The organism is Sanguibacter sp. Z41_6 (assembly GCF_059621145.1).
This window is the reverse complement of the sequence record NZ_JCAQIF010000003.1, coordinates 337,790-357,419: the sequence shown is the minus strand read 5'-3', so window position 1 is coordinate 357,419 and position 19,630 is coordinate 337,790. Positions and strand designations below refer to the sequence as shown.

The window sequence follows — 19,630 nt, the reverse complement described above, 5'->3', positions numbered from 1 at the left end:
GTACACTGGTCCGTCGGGGGGCAGACGACGCCCGATGCAGCAGGACCGCGCAGCGGCCCTTCCTTCGCGAGCGGAGAACCATGAGCAGCAGTACCGACCGTCCGTCCGGGCAGACCACGCCGGCTGTCGCCTCGAACCAGGACGCGATCGTCGACCGTGACGCCGGCTGGCCCGACCGCACTGCTCCCTCCACGGAGAACGAGAGCCCGGCGAGCGAGAGCGCGGCGAGCGAGAGCACGGAGAGCGACAGCACGGACGACGAGGTCACCGCACCCGCGGGGCCGGCCGCTGACTCCCCGCTCGACGTCTTCGACGACCCGGACACCTCGCGGAAGTGGCCCAAGGTGCTGCTGTGGACCGTGCTCGGGGTGCTCGTCGCAGCGGGCGCCTACCTCGGTGCCCAGTGGTACTTCGCCGACCGGATCGCCACCGACACGACCGTGGCTGGCGTCGACGTCGGCGGACTGTCCGGTACGGAGGCGACCGAGAAGCTCGAGTCCGAGCTCGGCCCCCTGGCTGTACAGCCCCTGCCCGTCACGGCGGGCGGTGCCGCGAGCACGATCGACCCCGTCGCGGCAGGCCTGACCTTCGACGCTGCGGCGACGGTCGAGCCCCTCACGAAGTTCACGCTCGACCCGTCGCGGCTGCTCGCCCAGGTCACCGGCGGTGGGGCGGTCGCGCCCGTCACCGCGGTGGACGAGGAGAAGCTCACCGCGGCGTTGGTGCCGTTGGCCACCGACCTCGAGGTGCCGGCCGTCAACGGCACCGTGGCGTTCGTCGACGGAGCCCCCGTGCAGACCGCGGCTGCCGACGGCACGAGCCTCGACAGCCCGACCGCGAGCGAGCGCATCGCCGACTTCTGGCTCACCGGCACGCGCCCGGTGGAGCTGCCGACGGTCCCCCTCGAGCCGGACATCACGCAGAGCGAGACCGACGCGGCGTACGCCGAGGCCCAGACCTTCGCGAGCGGACCCGTCACGCTGACCGTCTCGGGGCAGATCGTCGAGATCCCTGCCGCCAACCTCCTCGCCGCCGCGGCGTACGTGCCCCAGGACGGCAACCTCACGCTCACGGTCGACGGGCCCACCCTCGTCACCGCGGTGCTCGAGCGCACGAACAACCTCCTGACGACCGCCGCCGACGCGAGCTTCGTCTTCGTCGACGGTGTCCCGCAGGTCCAGCCCGGGACACCGGGGACGACCCTCGATCCGGTGGTTCTCGCTGGTGCGGTCCGCGACGCCGCCCTCGGGACCGAGCGCACCGCGACCGTCGACCTCACCATGAGCGACCCCGCACAGTCGACCGAGTCCCTGCAGGCTCTCGGCGTCGTCGAGAAGGTGAGCGAGTTCTCCACCGAGCTCACTGCGAACGCGGCCCGCACGGAGAACCTGCGGATCGCGGCGTCGAAGGTGACCGGGTCCCTCGTGCTGCCCGGCGAGACGTTCTCGCTCATCGACGTCATCGGGCCGATCACGGCCGGCAACGGCTACAACGAGGCGGGCGTCGTCGTCAACGGCCAGCTGCAGGACGGCATGGGCGGCGGGCTGTCCCAGATGGCGACCACGACGTACAACGCGGGCTTCTTCGCGGGGATGGTCGACGTCGAGCACCAGCCGCACAGCAACTACTTCAGCCGGTACCCCGAGGGTCGCGAGTCGACCATCTACGAGGGCGTCATCGACGTGAAGTTCCGCAACGACTCGCCGCACGGCGTGCTCCTGCAGTCGTGGATCGCGGACAACCGGTTGTGGGTCGCGGCCTGGAGCACGAAGTACTACGACGTGCAGGAGGGCACCTCCGGGCGCTCCAACGTCGTCAGCCCGACGACGGAGCACCGGTCCGGCCCGACGTGCCAGCCGCAGAGCGCGGGAAGCCCCGGCTTCTCCGTCTCGGTCTGGCGCAAGGTGACGGTCATCGCCACCGGCGAGCTCGTCATCGACGAGAACACGACCGTGCGGTACAAGCCCCAGAACGCCATCGTCTGTGACGGCTAGCGCCAGCCGTTAGCATCAGATGCGTCCAGCACCCCCACCACAACGCAGGCGAGGTACATCCATGCTCGGCAAGAGCGGTCGCGAGTCCGGCCCCCACGCGAGGCTCGCCGCGCTGCGCGGCGGTTGGGACGACGACGTCAGCGGCCTGCTGGACCTCGGCTCGACGACGGCTGTGCTGGCCACCGTCGCGAGCATCGAGAACCTCTCGGCCGTGGTGCACATCGGTCACCCGGCACAGCCGGCGCCCGAGCTCGAGCGCACGCTGCTCGCCGCCGACCCGTCGCTGCTGCTCACGGCGGCCGTCCCGGTCGCGTCCGAATGGGCGTGGGTGGGCCGGACGCCGGATGCGAGCGGTGTCGCGGTCGTCGACGAGGCAGGCATGCGGGACTGCCGGCACGTGCTGCGCACGATGGGCCTCAGCGCGCGGCTCGTCCCCACGAGCACGACCGTCGACGAGCGCATCGCCCTCGCCGGTGAGCGCGGAACGCTCGTCATCGAGCGTTCCGCCGTGCCGTCCGGGTTCCAGGAGCTGCCGGGCAGCGCCCTCCTCGCGGACGTGCCGGTCATCTGGTACGGGCTCCTCGAGAAGCGTGAGAGCGTGCCGACGTTCCACTCGCCCTCGCAGGTGTGGCTCGCGCTCGGTCCTCGGGACGACCACCGGGGCTCGCTGCAGGAGACCCTCGGGGTGATCGCCGCCGTGGGGATCGACCTCCAGCACCTGCGCAGCCAGCGGTCCGAGGCCGGTCCGCACGTGTTCCTCACGTCGTTCTCCTGCGAGGACTCCGGCGTCCTGGCCGGGCTCCTCGAGGAGTTCGACGCGCGGGGGGTCTCGCACCGGGTGCTCGGCGTCCTCGGTGGTCAGGAGTTCATCCCCGGGCCCGACGCCCTCACCCCGCGGTGGGCGGTCACGCACGCATGAGCGCCCGATGAGCCTCGTCTCGGACGGCGCCCGGGTCGCGTACCTCGGCCCGGAGGGCACGTTCACCCACGAGGCTGCGCGCATCCTCACGGGGGCGGTGGGCGACGTCGAGGTCGTACCGATGACCACCGTGACCGACGTCTACGCGGGCGTCGACAGCGGCGCCGTGACCCACGGCGTCGTCGCCATCGAGAACTCCGTCGAGGGGTACGTCGTGCCGTCGCTCGACGCCCTCGTCTCGGCGCAGCAGGTCGTCGCGGTCGACGAGGCGTTCGTGCCCATCACCTTCGACGCGTTCGAGCACCCGACGAGCGACGTCGAGCCCACCCAGGTGGTGAGCCACCCGCATGGTCTCGCGCAGTGCCAGGGGTTTGTCACGTCGTCCGGTCTGGTGCCCGTGCCAGCCACGTCGAATGCGGCAGCCTGCCGCGACCTCGTGCCCGGACAGGTGGCCCTCGGCCCGCCCGGATGCGGGCAGGCCTACGGTCTGCGCACCCGTGCCCGAGGCGTCGAGGACTTCCACGGTGCTCGCACGCGGTTCCTGCTCCTTGCCGGGCGTCAGGCCGCGCTCGCCGAGGTGGGCGGTCCCTCGCCCACCGGGACGTGGCGCTCGATGCTCGCGATCACGCCGCACGCGACGGGGCCGGGTGTCCTCGCGCGCATCACCCGCGCCTTCGGGGAGACGGGGGTCAACCTCTCGAGCCTCATCACCCGGCCCCTCAAGGCGCTCGAGGGCAGGTACGTCTTCATCGTGACCGTCGACGGGCCCCCGTGGGACGACCGGGTCCACAGCGTCCTGCAGGGCCTGCTGGCCTCCGGCGACTCCGTGAAGACCCTCGGGGTGTTCCCGGCCCGCGGGGAGATCGACGACGTCGTGGACGCCCAGCGGGTCCCACCGGGCAGCGTCCAGGACGGACTGCCCGCAGACGTGCTGCGGCGCGGGCTGCTCTGGTCATGACCGACGGAGCGGGCTCCACGAGCGGACGGCGGGTCGCGGTCGTCGGTCTGGGTCTCATCGGCGGCTCGCTCGCCCGTGCGCTGCGTGCAGCTGGGGTCGACGTCATCGCGTGGGACGCGGACGCTGCCACCCTCGAGCGTGCCTCCGCCGCGGACGTGCCGGTCGGTCGGTCGCTCGAGGACCTCTGCGCGTGGCTCCCCACGGTCGTCGTCGTCGCGGTCCCGCTGCGTGCGGTGCCGGCGACGACGCGTGCGCTGCGCGCCTGCCTCGTCGGGACCCCGGTCCTCACCGACGTCGGAAGCGTCAAGGCTGCGGTGCGCTCCGCCGTGGAGCGGGACGGGCTGGGCGCGCGGTACGTCGGCGCGCACCCGATGGCCGGCACCGAGCATAGCGGCTTCGACGCGTCGGACGCCGATCTGCTCCTCGGCGCGCGCTGGGCGGTGACACTCGGTGCAGAGAACGACCTCGGCGCCTTTCTCGAGGTCGTCGACCTCATCACCTCGGTGCTCGACGGCGTCGTGCTGCCCCTCACCGACGCCGTCCACGACGACGCCGTCGCTCTCGTGAGCCACGTGCCGCACGTCGTCGCCACGGAGCTGCTCAACCAGGTGGCGGTCTCGCCGGTGCGCGCCGTGGCCGAGCGGCTCGCTGCGGGCAGCTTCCGGGACGGGACACGTGTCGCGCGGACGGACCCGCGACGGACAGAGGCGATGGTTGTCGACAACGCCGGCGCCGTCGCCCCGGCGCTGCGCGCTGCGGCACGGCACCTCGAGGAGCTCGCTGCCGATCTCGACTCCGGGGCTCCGGTGGGCCGCTTCTTCGATCGCGCAGCATCCCTGCGCGCACCGGCTGCGACGGAGGTCACCGAGCAGCATCTCCTGCTGCGCGAGGAGGACGACTGGGCGCGCACCCTCACCGCGCTGGGGGTGCAGGGGTCCTACGTCACTGCGGTCGACCTGGTGCGCCGCTCCGTGACGCTCGCGGTCGCACGTCCCTAGCCGACGACGCGCGTGAGCCGTCGCCTACACCTGCTCGCGCCGCTCGCGGCGCGGGGGAGGGGGCGGCACGGGTTTCCCGACGGCGATCTCGCTCCCGGGCACCTCGACGGTGCCCGTGCGCGTCCTGAGCGTGAGGGTCGTGTCGTCACTGCTCACGACGACACCAAGGAGGTCGGTGTAGAGGTGGGAGGCGCCGTCCGGAAGCCGGCGGCGGACCATCACCCGGGTCCCGGGGGCCCAGGTGCGCCACGGGTCTCCAGGCTGGTCAGATGCCGTTGACGCGCCCCGTTCCGGCATGACCGACCTCACATTTTCACAGGGTGGGCAGCTCTGTGGCCGCGGCTGACGTGAGCGATACTAGACGTCGCGCGCCGACTGGCTCGCGGATCGTCTGGACCACTCGTCCGGGAAGGACCTCGAAGTGACCTACGTGATCGCTCAGCCTTGCGTCGACGTCAAGGACAAGGCGTGCATCGAGGAATGTCCTGTCGACTGCATCTACGAGGGCAAACGATCCTTGTACATCCACCCCGACGAGTGCGTCGACTGCGGCGCCTGCGAGCCGGTGTGCCCGGTGGAGGCCATCTACTACGAGGACGACGTCCCCGAGGAGTGGTCCGAGTACTACAAGGCGAACGTCGAGTTCTTCGACGACCTCGGGTCTCCGGGCGGTGCGGCGAAGATGGGTGAGATCGACAAGGACCACCCGGTCATCGCGGTCCTGCCCCCGCAGGCCTGACCGCCCCGCATGGGCTTCGCGGACCTCTCCGACCTCGTCTTCCCCTGGGACACCCTGGCCCCGTACGCCGCACGCGCGCGAGCGCACCCGGACGGGATCATCGACCTGTCCGTGGGCACGCCGGTGGATCCCACACCGGCTCTCGTCCGGGAGGCGCTGAGCGCCGCGGGTGATGCGCACGGATATCCGACGACGCACGGGACCGCCGCGCTGCGGGAGGCTGTCGTCGCATGGTTCGAGCGCCGCCGGGGGGTGCCTGGACTCGACCCTGCGGCCGTCCTGCCGACGATCGGCTCCAAGGAGCTCGTCGGACTGCTGCCGTCGATGTTGTCTCTCGGCGCCGGCGACGTGGTCGTCCACCCGAGCGTGGCGTACCCGACGTACGACGTGGGTGCGCGGCTCGCGGGTGCGAGCGCGGTGCCCGCGAGCGATGTCACGCAGTGGGAGGGTCGCTCTGACGTCCGCCTGGTCTGGGTGAACTCGCCCGGGAACCCCACGGGCGAGGTGCTGTCCGTCGCCGAGCTGGCGCGGGTCGTCAGCGCGGCGCGTGAGATCGGCGCCACGGTCGTGAGCGACGAGTGCTACGCGGAGCTCGCGTGGGAGGAGCCCTGGGTGTCGGGTGGTGTCCCGAGCGTGCTCGACCCGCGGGTGAACGGGGGATCGCTCGAGGGGGTGCTCTGCGCGTACTCGTTGTCCAAGCAGTCCAACCTTGCGGGGTACCGGGCGGCGTTCGTCGCAGGTGACCCGGCCCTCGTCCGCCGGCTGCTCGAGCTGCGCAAGCACCTCGGCATGATCGTCCCCGCGCCCGTCCAGGCCGCGATGACGACCGCGCTCGCGGACGACGCGCACGTCGTCGCGCAGCGCGCGACGTACGGCAGGCGCCGGGACGTCCTCACCGCTGCGCTCGCGGGTACCGGGCTCGTCGTCGACGGGTCGCAGGCCGGCCTGTACCTGTGGACGCGGGCCGACGGTGGCGATACGTCCGGCGACCGTGCCGGTCAGCCGACTGCGGAGCCCGCCTGGGGTCTCGTGGCGCGTCTCGCTGACGCAGGCATCCTCGTCGCTCCGGGGTCCTTCTACGGCAGCGCTGGTGCCGGTCACGTCCGGGTCGCGCTCACAGCGCCGGACACCGCGGTGGCGCGTGCGGCGGAGCGTCTGTCGGAGTTGGACGCCTGATTCGTCCGGGTGTGACCCGGATCACGGTCCTGCCAGGCCCTTCGTCCCTTCACCAGGTGGTCACAATCGGGTGACGGCAGGTACCGTCGTGGTGGCCAGCGGCGGCGCCCTCCGGGACCTGCGTCGGTCCCGGGCACTCGTCAGATGCCAGTCACGCACTGCAGCTCCACAGAGCGGCAGGCGCAGCAGGAAGGACACCATGTCGGACACCCACCAGCCGCCGGTCACCCTCACCGTCGGCGACTCCACCCAGACTCTGCCGGTCGTCCCGGCCACGGTCGGCAACCCCGGCATCGTCGTGTCGTCCCTGCTCCGGGAGACCGGGATGGTCACGCTCGACCCCGGGTTCATGAACACCGCCAACTGCGAGTCGCAGATCACCTACATCGACGGCGACGCGGGGATCCTGCGCTACCGCGGGTACCCCATCGACCAGCTCGCCGAGAAGTCGACGTTCCTCGAGGTCGCGTACCTGCTCATCCACGGGGAGCTGCCGTCGCCGTCCGAGCACGACGCGTTCGTGGAGCGGGTCAACCGGCACACGCTCGTCCACGAGGACTTCCGCACGTTCATGGGGACGTTCCCGCGCAACGCGCACCCGATGGCCGTCATGGCGTCGGCCGTGAACGCCCTCGCGACGTTCTACCCCGAGTCCCTCGACCCGTTCGACGACGAGACGGTCGAGCTCGCGACCGTCCTCCTGCTCGCCAAGGCGCGCACCGTCACGTCCTACCTGCACCGCCGTCGCGTCGGTGAGCCGCTGCTCTACCCCGACTACTCGCGGGGCTATGTCGACGACTTCCTGCGGATGACCTTCGCCGTCCCGTACATGGCGTACGACTCCGACCCGACGGTCGTGGACGCGCTCGACAAGCTGCTCATCCTGCACGCCGACCACGAGCAGAACTGCTCAGCCGCGACCGTGCGCGTCGTGGGCTCGAGCCAGGCGAACATCTACGCCTCGATCTCCGCCGGCATCAACGCTCTCTCCGGCCCGTTGCACGGGGGCGCCAACGAGTCGGTGCTGGCGATGCTCAACGAGATCAAGGACTCGGGTACGGACGTCAAGTCGTACATGGACAAGGTGAAGAACAAGGAGGACGGTGTCCGCCTCATGGGCTTCGGACACCGCGTGTACAAGAACTACGACCCCCGTGCGGCGATCGTCAAGAAGAGCGCTGACGCCGTGCTGTCGACCCTGGGCAAGCGCGACGAGCTGCTCGACATCGCGATGGAGCTCGAGGAGATCGCGCTGAGCGACGACTACTTCATCGAGCGCAAGCTCTACCCGAACGTCGACTTCTACACCGGCCTCATCTACAAGGCCATGGGATTCGACCCGGCGATGTTCACCCCCCTGTTCGCGCTCGGGCGGATGCCCGGGTGGATCGCGCAGTGGCGCGAGATGATGAAGGACCCGCAGACGAAGATCGGCCGCCCGCGTCAGGTGTACACGGGCGCCCCCGAGCGCTCGTACGTGGACCTCTCGCAGCGCTGACGACCCACGGTCGGTCACGAGTCCAGCCGGTAGACGGCCCGCGCCCCGGAAGGGCGCGGGCCGTCCGCTGTCAGTGCGCGACGACGAGCTGCGCCGTCCCGGTGTCCGCGGGCGCCCGTTCCTCGGTGAGCGGACCCCACGCCTGCGCGTCGCGCGTCCACTGCTGGTCGCCGACGACGACGGACACGACACCGGTGGCCGATGCGCTCGCGACCGCCCAGTGGCCCAGCGCCCAGGCCATCCTGGCGGGCTGCTCACCGCCCCCGGGGAGCCCGGCGCCGTCGACGACGAGCGCGCCGTCGGCGACGGTCGTGGGAAGGGCGCCGAAGTCTCGCTCCAACCGGGTGCGCAGCGCGGTCGCGGCGGACTCGACCCCCGCGGCGTCCGCGGCCTCGGGGGACTGCGCCTCGTCGAGCACGCACGTGACGCTCGCCGGTGAGTGGCCGGTGAGCGCGGAGGCCCAGGCGCGGGACCGTGGCTCGTGCTGGGCGTACGCGTCGGGGAACCCCGACCGCTGCACGGCCTGGGCGGCCTCGGTGATGGGCATCTCTGGGTAACCCGGAACCTTGTCGAGGCCGTCGTAGAACGCGTTGGTCGAGTACACCGGATCCATGATCTGCTCGACGCTGCCCCAGCCCTGGGAGGTGCGCTGCTGGAACAGGCCGACGGAGTCGCGGTCCCCGTAGTCGATGTTCGTGAGCTTCGACTCCTGCAGCGCGGTCGCCAGACCGATCGTCACGGCTCGCGCCGGCATCGCCCGCCGGACGGCGATCGCAGAGATGGTGGCGGCGTTGTCGGCCTGGACGGGGGAGAGCTGCCAGGTCGAGCCGTCGAGCTGCGCCTCGCACCGGGCGCGGACGCCGGCGAGCGGAGAGGTGCGCTCGAGTGCGAGGACGACGCCGCCGACCGCAGCGGCTCCCGTGGCGAGGAGGAGCGCCGCGGTGACGGCTCTCCTGCCCAGCCGACGCGCCGGTGTCCCTGTCCGCGGCACGGCTCTAGTTGGCGTGCAGGGCGGCGTTGAGCTCGATGCCGACGCCCGAGCGGGACACGGCCTCGACGGCTCCGGTGAGCGAGTTGCGGCGGAACAGCAGGTTGTCCCGCCCGGCGAGGTCCTTGGCCTTGACGACGACGGGATCGGCTCCGGCACCGGCGGAACCGACGACCGTCACCTTGGTCCCGGCCGTGAGGTACAGCCCGGACTCCACGACGCAGTCGTCACCGAGGGGGATGCCGAGCCCGGCGTTGGCTCCCAGCAGGGACCGGCGGCCGATGGAGATGACCTCGCGGCCGCCCCCGGACAGGGTGCCCATGATCGAGGCACCGCCGCCGATGTCGCTGCCGTCCCCGACGACGACGCCCGCTGAGATGCGTCCCTCGACCATCGAGGTCCCGAGGGTGCCGGCGTTGTAGTTGACGAACCCCTCGTGCATGACCGTCGTGCCCGACGCGAGGTGGGCACCGAGCCGGACGCGGTCGGCATCGGCGATGCGGACGCCCGACGGGACGACGTAGTCGACCATGCGGGGGAACTTGTCGATCCCGTGGACGGTGACCGGTCCCCGTGCCCTCAGGCGCAGCCGGGTCGCCTCGAACCCGTCGACCGCGCAGGGCCCGTGGTTCGTCCAGACGACGTTCGCCAGCAGCCCGAACACGCCGTCGAGGTTGAGCTCGTGGGGCGCCACGAGGCGGTGGGACAGCAGGTGCAGACGCAGGTACACGTCCGCTGCGTCCGCGGGCGGCGCGTCGAGGTCGGTCTGCGTGCTCACCACGACGAGGTCCACCTCCCGGACGTCGTCGGGGCCTGTGAGCGCGGCGAGGTCGGCAGGGACGGCCGCGTCGTCGGCGACCGGGCCGAGCGAGGGCCGGGGGTACCAGACGTCGAGGGTCGTGCCGGAGCGTGTCACGGTGGCGAGGCCGTGGCCGTGGGCCAGGCGCACGGGTGAGGGGGTCATGGCGACCAGCCTAGAGGGGCCGTGCCGGGGTTCCGGAATCGACAGGCGGGCCGTGCCCGAAGGAGGCGCCGGTAGGGTCGGAGGATGACTCTCACGGACGGTGCACAGATCCCACCCCTCCCACTCCTCGGGGACGTCGTCGCCCTCACCCGGGCCCTGTGCGACATCCCGTCCGTGAGCGGGGACGAGCGGGCGATCGCCGATGCGGTCGAGGCCGCGCTGCGGCTCCACCCCCACCTCGAGGTCGTGCGCAACGGTGACGCGGTGGTGGCACGCACCCACCTCGGACGCGAGCAACGCGTCATCGTCGCAGGGCACCTGGACACCGTGCCGATCGCGGACAACCTTCCCGTCCGGGTGGTCGGTGAGGGTATCCACCGCGAGATGTGGGGGCGCGGCACCGTGGACATGAAGGGTGGGGTCGCGATCCAGCTCGCGCTCGCCGCAGAGCTCACGGAGCCCAGCCGTGACGTCACGTGGGTGTTCTACGACCACGAGGAGGTTGCCTCCGACCTCAACGGCCTCGGCCGCCTCGTCCGGGAGGCACCGGACCTGCTCGCCGCAGACTTCGCGGTCCTCGGCGAGCCCACCGCCGCGGGGATCGAGGGAGGCTGCAACGGCACCCTGCGCGTGCACGTCCGCGTGCCCGGGGAGGCAGCTCACTCTGCCCGCGCGTGGATGGGTGTCAACGCGATCCACGGTGCCGCCGAGGTCCTCGCTCGCCTCGCCGCGTACGAGCCGCAGTCGATCGAGGTGGACGGCCTCGTCTACCGGGAAGGCCTCAACGCCGTCGCCATCTCCGGCGGGGTCGCGGGCAACGTCATCCCCGACGAGTGCGTGGTGACCGTGAACTTCCGGTTCGCTCCCGCACGCTCGGTCGAGCAGGCCCTCGAGCACGTCGTCGAGGTGTTCCACGGCTTCGAGGTCGTCGTCGACGACGCGGCGCCGGGTGCCAGGCCCGGCCTCGACGCGCCCCTGGCCGTGGAGTTCAGCGAGGTCGTGCTCGCGCTGACCGGAGGGGCGCCGGCGCCGAAGTACGGGTGGACCGACGTGGCGCGGTTCGCAGGTCTGGGCATCCCCGCCGTGAACTTCGGTCCCGGAGATGCGCTCCTCGCGCACAAGGACGACGAGCGGTGCCCCGTCGCGCAGATCGAGCTCTGCCACCTCGCGCTGCGGTCCTGGCTGACCGCCTGACACGGGCGCCGGGCGTCCGGACGGGGTGGAAGCCGTCGCCGCACGGACATACCCTCGGCCCTATGACTGATGAGGGAGTGGCAGAGGCCGGAGTGGGGTACCGCAGGGGACCCGTCGTGCTGCGGGGCAAGCAGATCCCGCACGAGACGACGGACCAGAGGCTGCTCGACAACAGCGGCAGCGCCGAGTGGGTGCACGGAGACCCCTGGCGGGTGCTGAGGATCCAGAGCGAGTTCGTCGAGGGGTTCGGGGCGCTCGCGGAGGTGGGGCCGGCGGTGAGCGTGTTCGGCTCCGCGCGCACGCCGCGCGACCATCCGGACTACGAGCTGGGTCGACGGGTCGGCAGCGGGCTCGCGGAGCACGGGTATGCCGTCATCACCGGCGGCGGGCCGGGCATCATGGAGGCCGCCAACAGGGGCGCGCAGGAGGCGGGCGGACTCTCGGTCGGTCTCGGGATCGAGCTGCCGTTCGAGCAGGGGATGAACGCGTACGTCGAGCTCGGCGTCAACTTCCGCTACTTCTTCGCCCGCAAGACGATGTTCGTCAAGTACGCGACAGGCTTCGTCGTGCTGCCCGGCGGGTTCGGCACGTTCGACGAGCTGTTCGAGGCCATGACCCTCGTCCAGACGCAGAAGGTCACCGAGTTCCCCATCGTCCTCGTCGGGTCCGACTACTGGAACGGGCTCGTGGACTGGCTCCGGACGTCCGTCCTGAGCCGCGGGATGATCAGCGAGAAGGACCTCGACCTCCTGCGGGTGGTCGACGACCCCGACGAGGCCGTGCGGATCGTGTCCGAGCACAACGCCGAGCTCCGTGCCCGCGAGGCGGCAGCGGTCGCAGAGCTGGCGCACGAGGTGGCCGGAAAGCCAGGAGACCCCCAGGCGAAGGAGCGGACGTCCGCGTGACGCCGGACGTCGGTGAGCATCCCGGGAGAGGCATGGAGCCGTTCGTGGCACCGCCTCGTGCGCCTGCCCTCGTGCTGCGTGGCCGGACCGTGGGCGCGGGTGCTGCGGCGATCATGGCGATCGTCAACCGGACGCCGGACTCGTTCTACTCGGGCGCGCGGCACCTGGACGACCACGCGGCGATGACCGCGGTGGAGCGCGCGCTGGAGGACGGCGCGGAGCTCGTCGACATCGGTGGCGTCCGGGCCGGTGTCGGCCCGGACGTCTCTGTGGAGGAGGAGATCCGCCGCGTCGTCCCGTTCGTCGAGCAGGTCCGGCGAGAGTTCCCCGACCTGCTCGTCAGCGTCGACACCTGGCGGTCCGAGGTCGCCCGCGAGGTCGCGGCCGCTGGTGCGGACCTGCTCAACGACACCTGGGCGGGTCACGACCCCCGGCTCGTCGAGGTCGCCGCGGAGTTCGGCATCGGTGTCGTCTGCTCGCACACGGGCGGTGGGACACCACGCACGGACACGTTCCCGGGTGCGTACCCCGTCCCACCCGGATCCCCGGCGGGGACCGATCCTGCCGACGGGGTCGTGCTCGACGTCCTCCAGACCCTGCAGAGCGCAGCCGGACGGGCGCTGCGCTGCGGTGTGCGACGCGAGTCGATCCTCGTCGACCCCACCCACGACTTCGGGAAGACGACTGCGCAGTCGCTCCAGGTGCTGCGCCGCACCGACAGGCTCGCAGCGACGGGGTTCCCCCTCCTCATGGCGCTCTCGCGCAAGGACTTCGTCGGCGAGGCCCTCGACCTTCCCGCGGACGAGCGGCTCGAGGGAACCCTTGCAGCGACCGCGGTCGCCGCCTGGCTGGGCGCGAGCGTGTTCCGTGCGCACGACGTGCGGGCGACACGCAGGGTGCTCGACATGCTGGCGGTGGTGCGCGGCGACCTTCCGCCGCGGCTGGCGCGACGGGGGACCGAGACGTAGCACGCGGCTGGCGCCGTGCCGCGACCGGGCCCGTCACGCGGCCGACGACCCGCGCCGCTCAGCGATGACACGACGTGCCGGAGTGACGTGGGGCACGAAGCCCTTTCCGCGTGAACTAGAATCTCCTCGAGACTACCGGCGGTACCGATCGAATGGAGAGCCACGAATGGCTGCGATGAAGCCACGGACGGGTGACGGACCGCTCGAGGTCACCAAGGAGGGACGCGGGATCGTCATGCGCGTCCCGCTCGAGGGTGGCGGTCGACTTGTCGTCGAGCTCAACGCGGTCGAGGCGAGCGAGTTGGGCGAGGCGCTCCAGGCCGTCGTCGGCTGAGCATGCCCCGGTCCGCCGTTCCTGGCGTCCCGGAGATCGCTGCGCGTCTCGACCGCGTCCTCCCCGAGGTCGTGGTCGCCGCTGGGCGGCTGCGCGACTGCACCTTCCTCGAGGAGAGCGACGTCGACGCGGTCGCTGTCGGCGTCGCGGCGCCTGTCGACGGCGACGACGAGCTGCAACCGCGGGACGGTGCCGTCGACGCAGCGACGCGCTACGGCATCGACCTCGCAGAGCTCGCGAGCCGATCGGCGTTCCGTGCAGCGTCCGGCACCACGCACACGGTCGACCTGCCCAAGCCTCATCGCCGCTCCGCTGCGGTGCTGCCCTGGGCGGGCCTTCCGTCCCGGGTCATCCTCGTGGGCCTCGGTCACGAGTCGCCCCGGGACCTGCGGCGCGCCGGTGCGGCACTGGCACGTGCGACGCGGGGCCTCGAGCGGGTGGTCACCACGATCGCGAGCTCGTCGGACGCCGCCACCGCCCGGGCCTTCGTCGAGGGGTACCTCCTCGGCGCGCACCGACCGGCGAGCTACGCGGCGACACCAGCCGGGCCGCCTCCGGCCGAGCAGCTGGTGATGCTCGGCCGGACGCGGCAGAGCACGCTCGACGCCGCCGCCCGGGCCGCGCGCGCCACGTGGCTCACCCGCGACCTCACCACGGTGCCGTCCAACGTCAAGACCCCGGAATGGTTCGCGCAGCGGGCGAGCGAGCTGGCGGACGGTGAAGGGCTCGACGTCCGCGTCCTCGGGGCGCGCGAGCTCGAGGCGGCAGGTCTCGGCGGACTCCTCGCCGTCGGGCGCGCGTCAGCTCACGAGCCCCGGCTGGTCACGGTCACCTACGACCCGTTCGACGAACCGCGCGGCCGCACGCCCCGTCACGTCGTCGTCGTGGGAAAGGGCATCACCTACGACACAGGTGGGCTCTCCATCAAGCCACGTGCGGCCATGGTCCCGATGAAGACGGACATGGCCGGTGCGGCGGTCGCGCTCGCGGCGGTGCTCGGCGCCTCGCACGCGCGGCTGCCGCACCGGGTCACCGCCGTCCTCGCACTCGCCGAGAACCAGGTGGGGTCCGCGGCCTACCGACCGGGAGACGTCGTCGTGCTCGGCGGAGGGCGGAGCGTCGAGATCGCCGACACGGACGCCGAGGGCCGGCTCGTGCTCGCCGACGCTCTCGCGTACGCCGACGCCGAGCTCGACCCCGACATCCTCATCGACGTCGCGACGCTCACAGGAGCGGCGACGCTCGGGCTCGGTCGGGGGCACGCGGCGCTGTACAGCGGCGACGAGGAGCTCGTCGCCGCGCTCGTGGCGGCCGCTGAGCGGACCGGGGAGCAGGTGTGGCACATGCCGCTCGTCGAGGAGTACGTCCCAGCGCTCACCTCGTCGGTCGCCGACCTGCGGCACGTGCCGGAGTCCCCGCCCGGAGGCGGGTCGATCACGGCTGCGCTCTTCCTCCGGGAGTTCGTCGGCGCGCGCCGCTGGGCGCACCTCGACATCGCGGGGCCGGCCCGTTCCGGCACAGCAGCACACGAGGTGCCCAAGGGCGCGACGGGGTTCGGGGCGCGGCTCGTCCTGAGCTACCTCGAGTCCCTGCGCTGAGACCCCGCGCGGCTCGCTGCGTCAGGGTCCGGCCGGGTGACCGTCCGGTCGCGTGACCGTCCGGTCAGTCGCGGACGGGCGCCGTCACGGTCGGACGGGCGCCGTCACGGTCGGACGAGCCTCCGGCGACGTCGATCCGTGCTCGGTCAGCGCCGCACGGCGACGAGGAGCCCGTCGCCCGTGGGGAGCAGGGCGGGGACGACACGCTCGTCGTCGCGCAGCTGCCGCCCCACCTCGCGGACGGTCGTCGTGAGCGCGTCCCGTCGCGCGGGATCGGCCACCTGCCCGTGGAGGAGGGCGTTGTCGAGCACGAGGAGGCCTCCGGGTCGCAGGAGCCGCAGCGCCTGCTCGACATAGGCGGGGTAGTCGGGCTTGCCGGCGCTGACGAGGACGAGGTCGTAGGCCCCGTCCGTGAGCCGCGGCAGCACGTCGAGCGCGCGGCCGGAGATGGTCCGGGTCCGGGTGGGTCGGATCCCCGCCTCGGTGAAGGCCTCTTTCGCGGCGCGTTGGTGCTCGACCTCGAGGTCGATCGTCGTCAGCACGCCGTCCTCACGCATACCCCGCAGGAGGCACAGGCTCGCGACGCCGGCCCCGGTGCCGATCTCGACCACCGCCCGGGCGCCGACGGCAGCGGCGAGGACGCTCAGTGCTGCACCAGCACCCGGCAGGATCGACGGGCAGCCCAGCTGTGCGGCGCGTTCCCTGGCGCCGAGCAGGACGTCGTCCTCGACGATGAAGTCCTCGGCGTACGCCCAGGAGCGGGCCTTGTCAGCACAGATGATGTCCTCCAGGCGGACGAGTGGTCGAGCAGAGCGGGAGGGGCGCGCAGACCCCCACGCCCCAGCCGAATGCTACCGGTGCACGCCGATGTGCGGCGTCCGTCGTGGTGCCCGTGTGTGCTCTGCGTGAAAGTTCGCCCGCGAGTGCGACAGACGGCGCCGTGGCCTGGGAGAATCACGCCATGCAGGAGTCGTCGCACCCCCCGTCCGTGCCAGTGAGCAGCCCTGCGGGGGCCGTGGCTGTGCAGGACGGTGCTGTCGACGTCGGCGGGGCGGGGGACGCAGTCACCGGGGACACCTGGGAGCCACCCACGTGGGAGTCCATCGTCCGTGAGCACTCCGGGCGGGTGTACCGGCTCGCGTACCGCCTCACGGGCAACCAGCACGACGCCGAGGACCTCACGCAGGAGGTGTTCGTCCGGGTCTTCCGGTCGCTGCACAGCTACACGCCCGGGACGTTCGAGGGCTGGCTGCACCGCATCACCACCAACCTCTTCCTCGATCACGTCCGGCGCAAGCAGCGGATCCGGATGGACGCGATGGGGGAGACCGACATGCAGGTTCCTGCGCGCGGGGACCTGCACGACCCGGTCCGTGGGTTCGAGCACGCCAACCTCGATCACGACATCCAGCGCGCGCTCGACAGCCTGGCGCCGGAGTACCGCGCCGCCGTGGTGCTGTGCGACATCGAAGGACTCTCGTACGAGGAGATCGCGGTGACCCTCGGTATCAAGCTCGGGACGGTGCGCTCCAGGATCCACCGGGCACGCTCGCAGCTGCGGATGCTCCTCGCCGACAGAGCTCCTCGGTCCCCCCGTGACGATGCGCCCGCGGCCGCTCTCGGGGTGGCGGGATGAACGGGCACCTCGGCAGCAAGGTGTCGCAGCTCGTCGACGGCGAGCTCGACCCGGCGACGCACGAGCGGGCTCTGGCCCACGTCGCCCGGTGCCCGCGGTGCGCCGACGAGGTGCGTGACGCGCGCGCCGCGAGGCGTGCACTGTCGGTCGACCTGCCGCGCATCGTCCCGGACCCGAGCTTCATGACCAGGTTGCTCGCCCTGGAGGGGGACGCGCAGTCGGCGGCGCGAATCCCCCCGCCGCACAGCGGGCGCTCGCAGAGCGGGGCGCTGCGGGGTGACCACGCCGAGCTGCGTGATCGCGCTCCGCGCCGGCTCCCGAGCGGCGGGGCGCTCGGGGGAGAGGTGCACCGCACCGCTCGCTCCCGGTGGGCTGCCTGGGGCGCTGGGACCGCGCTCGTCGCGTCGGGTGTCGCCGCCTCCGGCCTGTTCGTGCTCGGGCAGCGGCCCGTCGTCGTGCCGGACCGGGTGCCGTCCGCGGCGCTGTCGGTGCTCGCGGCCGCCCCGGCACCGGGCTCAGCCAGCGACTCGTCGACGGTCGTGCGGACCATCGGGTTCGACGAGGCGCTGTCCGGGCCGGGCACGGACGCTGACGCCCTGGCATGGGTGCGTTCGGACGGGTGGGAGTGTCCTGTCGAGCTACCAGCCGGCGTGAGTGTCGCCGCCGTCCGGGTGGGTGGCCACGACGCGTCCGTGCTCGAGCTCGACCTGGAGAGCCCCGTCGGCCGTGCCGTCGTGCGCGAGCAGAAGGGTCGGCTCGATCCCAGCTCGGTCGAGGGCGCCGCGACGGCGACCGTGCACGACGCGCCGGTCTACATCCTTTCCGACGCCCCGCTGCACGTGGTGTGGCAGTCGGGGGACACGGTCGTCGACCTCGTCGCGGAGACATCGTTGGCGAACGTGCTAGAACTGATCTCGTCGTTCTCAGTCGACGAGTACGACACGAGGGTCCAGGCGCAGCTCGTGCGCGGCTGGTCGTCGCTGACAGGAGGACTCTCGTGACCGATACCGGTCCTGTGCCGCCGAGCTCGCCGGAGCCGACCCCGCAGGCGCGCCCCGTGCCGCCCGTCCCGCTCCCGCCAGGGGCGCCCACCCCGTCCTATGCCCCTCGGCGGTACGAGCCCGTCGTCGCCGAGCCCGCACCGCCCGGCGGACACACCGCGCCGCAGTGGCAGACGAACCCGCAGCCGCAGCACCGGGTCGACGCAGACACCGACGCCGGGTGGGACCCGTTCGCCCTCCAGCCCGGTGCCGCGGGTCACCCGGGCGTCGCGGGCGGCTCGGAGCCGCAGCACCGCGGACGAGCGGGATTCGTGGCGATGGTGCTCCTCGGTGCACTCGTCCTGGGTTCGCTCGGAGGAGTCGTCGCACCGCGGATCGTCGACGCGCTCGACGGGCGCCCCACCGACGGCTCGTTGCCGTCCGTCGTCGCCGATCCCGACCTCACGCGCCCGGACGGATCGATCGCGGACATCGCCGCGACCGTGGGTCCGAGCGTCGTCTCGATCAGGGTGAGCGGGGCGGACGGCCAGGGGACGGGTTCCGGGTTCGTCATCCGTGAGGACGGATACATCCTCACGAACAACCACGTGATCGCCGGCGCTGTGCCCTCGGGCACGATCCGGGTGACGTTCTCCGACGGCAGCGAGGAGGAAGCGACCCTCGTCGGCCGGACCGCGGACTACGACCTCGCCGTCATCCAGGTGGACCTCACGGGCCTCACGCCGCTCGGGCTCGGTGACTCCGACGCCGTGATGGTCGGCGACCCCGTCATCGCGATCGGAGCCCCGCTGGGACTCGACGGCACCGTGACGTCCGGGATCATCAGCGCGCTCAACCGCCCGGTGTCCGCAGGTGACACGGGGGACACCGCCTTCATCAACGCGCTCCAGACGGACGCCGCCATCAATCCCGGCAACTCCGGCGGCCCGCTCGTCGACGCGTCGGGGAACGTCATCGGCATCAACTCCGCCATCGCCCAGCCGCCGGGCCAGATGGTGGCGTCCGGCAACATCGGGCTCGGGTTCGCCATCGGCTCGAACCAGGCCAAGCGGACGGCCGAGGAGATCATCGAGACGGGCAGTGCGAGCTACCCGATCATCGGTGTCCTCCTCGACCCGGCGTACGACGGCGAGGGCGTCCAGGTCGTCACGGACGTCCAGGACGGCCAGGAGCCGGTGACGCCGGACGGCCCGGCCGCTGACGCGGGGCTCGAGCCGGGCGACGTCATCCTCGAGATCGACGGGCGGCCGGTGACGCAGTCCGACGAGCTCATCGTCGCGATCCGCGCCAAGGCGCCGGGGGACACGGTCGTCCTGCGCGTGCGCTCGGGGAGCGGTGAGCAGGACGTCTCGATCGTGCTCGACAAGGCCACGAGCGAGTAGACCGGTGTTCGGAGTCAACGGGGGCGAGCTCGTCGTCCTGCTCGTCATCGCGGTCCTCGTCATCGGGCCGGAACGTCTCCCGCGGTACGCGGAACAGCTCGGCGTCCTCGTCCGGAAGGGACGGGCGCTGCTCGGCGAGGCCAAGGTGAAGGTCTCCGAGGAGCTCGGTCCCGAGATCGCGGACGTCGACTGGTCCCAGCTCGACCCCCGCCGTTACGACCCGCGCCGGATCGTCCGCGACGCCCTGCTCGACGAGCCGCCGCCCCCACCGTCGCGTCCGGCACAGCCGGTGGCCCAGCCGGTCCTGGCGCCCGGCGCACCCGCCCCGTTCGACGTCGAGGCGACCTGACAACGATTCGGCAATGCCGCTCGATGCTG

The 19,630-nt window shown here is 72.1% G+C and carries 20 protein-coding genes; 16 read left to right on the top strand and 4 right to left on the bottom strand.

All coding sequences use genetic code 11. The features are described 5' to 3' along the window. The first annotated feature begins 80 nt into the window (after window positions 1-80). From AC54T1_RS09310 to AC54T1_RS09295, 4 genes are all read left to right on the top strand, one after another. Window positions 81-1,994, top strand: a complete 1,914-nt coding sequence (locus AC54T1_RS09310) for a VanW family protein (protein ID WP_496911757.1) — start codon at window positions 81-83, stop codon at window positions 1,992-1,994. Window positions 1,995-2,055: 61 nt separating this feature from the next. After that, window positions 2,056-2,913, top strand: a complete 858-nt coding sequence (locus AC54T1_RS09305; RefSeq protein WP_484345074.1) for a hypothetical protein — start codon at window positions 2,056-2,058, stop codon at window positions 2,911-2,913. A gap of 7 nt (window positions 2,914-2,920) precedes the next feature. Further along, complete coding sequence (locus AC54T1_RS09300; RefSeq protein ID WP_496911756.1) at window positions 2,921-3,871, top strand: prephenate dehydratase; 951 nt, start codon at window positions 2,921-2,923, stop codon at window positions 3,869-3,871. Beyond that, window positions 3,868-4,869 carry a prephenate dehydrogenase gene (locus tag AC54T1_RS09295; RefSeq protein ID WP_496911755.1) on the top strand — a complete coding sequence of 334 codons (1,002 nt, stop codon included), beginning with the start codon at window positions 3,868-3,870 and terminating at the stop codon, window positions 4,867-4,869. The genes AC54T1_RS09300 and AC54T1_RS09295 overlap by 4 nt, the downstream gene beginning before the upstream one ends. 24 nt (window positions 4,870-4,893) lie before the next feature. Here AC54T1_RS09295 and AC54T1_RS09290 read toward each other — a convergent pair whose 3' ends face one another. Then, window positions 4,894-5,166, bottom strand: a complete 273-nt coding sequence (locus tag AC54T1_RS09290) for a putative acetyltransferase (protein WP_496911865.1) — start codon at window positions 5,164-5,166, stop codon at window positions 4,894-4,896. 124 nt (window positions 5,167-5,290) lie between these two features. Here AC54T1_RS09290 and fdxA point away from each other — a divergent pair, with 124 nt between their 5' ends. The 3 genes from fdxA to AC54T1_RS09275 all read left to right on the top strand — a co-directional run bounded on the left by fdxA (window position 5,291) and on the right by AC54T1_RS09275 (window position 8,282). Then, window positions 5,291-5,608, top strand: coding sequence for a ferredoxin (gene fdxA, locus AC54T1_RS09285; protein WP_484345077.1), 318 nt, complete (start codon window positions 5,291-5,293; stop codon window positions 5,606-5,608). A gap of 9 nt (window positions 5,609-5,617) precedes the next feature. After that, window positions 5,618-6,784, top strand: coding sequence for a succinyldiaminopimelate transaminase (dapC, locus tag AC54T1_RS09280; protein WP_496911754.1), 1,167 nt, complete (start codon window positions 5,618-5,620; stop codon window positions 6,782-6,784). A 199-nt stretch (window positions 6,785-6,983) separates the two neighbouring features. Then, complete coding sequence (locus tag AC54T1_RS09275; protein WP_484345079.1) at window positions 6,984-8,282, top strand: citrate synthase; 1,299 nt, start codon at window positions 6,984-6,986, stop codon at window positions 8,280-8,282. 70 nt (window positions 8,283-8,352) lie between these two features. On the opposite strand, the gene AC54T1_RS09270 is transcribed toward AC54T1_RS09275, so the two are convergent. Both AC54T1_RS09270 and dapD read right to left on the bottom strand, forming a co-directional pair. Continuing rightward, window positions 8,353-9,273 (bottom strand): hypothetical protein, encoded by a 921-nt coding sequence (locus AC54T1_RS09270; RefSeq protein WP_484345080.1) that lies wholly within the window; start codon window positions 9,271-9,273, stop codon window positions 8,353-8,355. A gap of 4 nt (window positions 9,274-9,277) precedes the next feature. Then, window positions 9,278-10,234 carry a 2,3,4,5-tetrahydropyridine-2,6-dicarboxylate N-succinyltransferase gene (gene dapD / locus AC54T1_RS09265; protein ID WP_496911753.1) on the bottom strand — a complete coding sequence of 319 codons (957 nt, stop codon included), beginning with the start codon at window positions 10,232-10,234 and terminating at the stop codon, window positions 9,278-9,280. Window positions 10,235-10,318: 84 nt separating this feature from the next. Between dapD and dapE the strand changes: the two genes are divergently transcribed. The 5 genes from dapE to AC54T1_RS09240 all read left to right on the top strand — a co-directional run bounded on the left by dapE (window position 10,319) and on the right by AC54T1_RS09240 (window position 15,233). After that, window positions 10,319-11,428 (top strand): succinyl-diaminopimelate desuccinylase, encoded by a 1,110-nt coding sequence (dapE, locus tag AC54T1_RS09260; protein ID WP_484345082.1) that lies wholly within the window; start codon window positions 10,319-10,321, stop codon window positions 11,426-11,428. A gap of 62 nt (window positions 11,429-11,490) precedes the next feature. After that, the gene (locus tag AC54T1_RS09255; RefSeq protein ID WP_484345083.1) at window positions 11,491-12,333 is read left to right on the top strand and encodes an LOG family protein; all 843 of its coding nucleotides are present in this window, start codon (window positions 11,491-11,493) and stop codon (window positions 12,331-12,333) included. Between the two features lie 32 nt (window positions 12,334-12,365). Then, window positions 12,366-13,301 (top strand): dihydropteroate synthase, encoded by a 936-nt coding sequence (gene folP, locus AC54T1_RS09250; protein WP_484345404.1) that lies wholly within the window; start codon window positions 12,366-12,368, stop codon window positions 13,299-13,301. A 166-nt stretch (window positions 13,302-13,467) separates the two neighbouring features. Beyond that, entirely contained in the window at window positions 13,468-13,635 is a 168-nt protein-coding gene (locus AC54T1_RS09245; protein ID WP_083942151.1) for a DUF3117 domain-containing protein, read from the top strand. Window positions 13,636-13,637: 2 nt separating this feature from the next. Further along, window positions 13,638-15,233 (top strand): leucyl aminopeptidase family protein, encoded by a 1,596-nt coding sequence (locus AC54T1_RS09240; RefSeq protein WP_484345084.1) that lies wholly within the window; start codon window positions 13,638-13,640, stop codon window positions 15,231-15,233. A 146-nt stretch (window positions 15,234-15,379) separates the two neighbouring features. On the opposite strand, the gene AC54T1_RS09235 is transcribed toward AC54T1_RS09240, so the two are convergent. After that, on the bottom strand, window positions 15,380-16,012 hold the full coding sequence (locus AC54T1_RS09235; RefSeq protein ID WP_484345405.1) for an O-methyltransferase: 633 nt from the start codon (window positions 16,010-16,012) through the stop codon (window positions 15,380-15,382). Between the two features lie 182 nt (window positions 16,013-16,194). Between AC54T1_RS09235 and sigE the strand changes: the two genes are divergently transcribed. Genes sigE through AC54T1_RS09215 form a run of 4 tightly spaced genes read left to right on the top strand, consistent with a single transcriptional unit; the run spans window position 16,195 to window position 19,601 of the window. Next, on the top strand, window positions 16,195-16,869 hold the full coding sequence (gene sigE / locus AC54T1_RS09230; RefSeq protein WP_496911752.1) for an RNA polymerase sigma factor SigE: 675 nt from the start codon (window positions 16,195-16,197) through the stop codon (window positions 16,867-16,869). Continuing rightward, window positions 16,866-17,870, top strand: coding sequence for a zf-HC2 domain-containing protein (locus AC54T1_RS09225; RefSeq protein WP_484345086.1), 1,005 nt, complete (start codon window positions 16,866-16,868; stop codon window positions 17,868-17,870). The genes sigE and AC54T1_RS09225 overlap by 4 nt, the downstream gene beginning before the upstream one ends. After that, complete coding sequence (locus AC54T1_RS09220; protein WP_484345087.1) at window positions 17,867-19,252, top strand: S1C family serine protease; 1,386 nt, start codon at window positions 17,867-17,869, stop codon at window positions 19,250-19,252. The genes AC54T1_RS09225 and AC54T1_RS09220 overlap by 4 nt, the downstream gene beginning before the upstream one ends. A 4-nt stretch (window positions 19,253-19,256) precedes the next feature. Beyond that, window positions 19,257-19,601, top strand: a complete 345-nt coding sequence (locus AC54T1_RS09215; RefSeq protein WP_496911751.1) for a twin-arginine translocase TatA/TatE family subunit — start codon at window positions 19,257-19,259, stop codon at window positions 19,599-19,601. Window positions 19,602-19,630 lie beyond the last annotated feature (29 nt).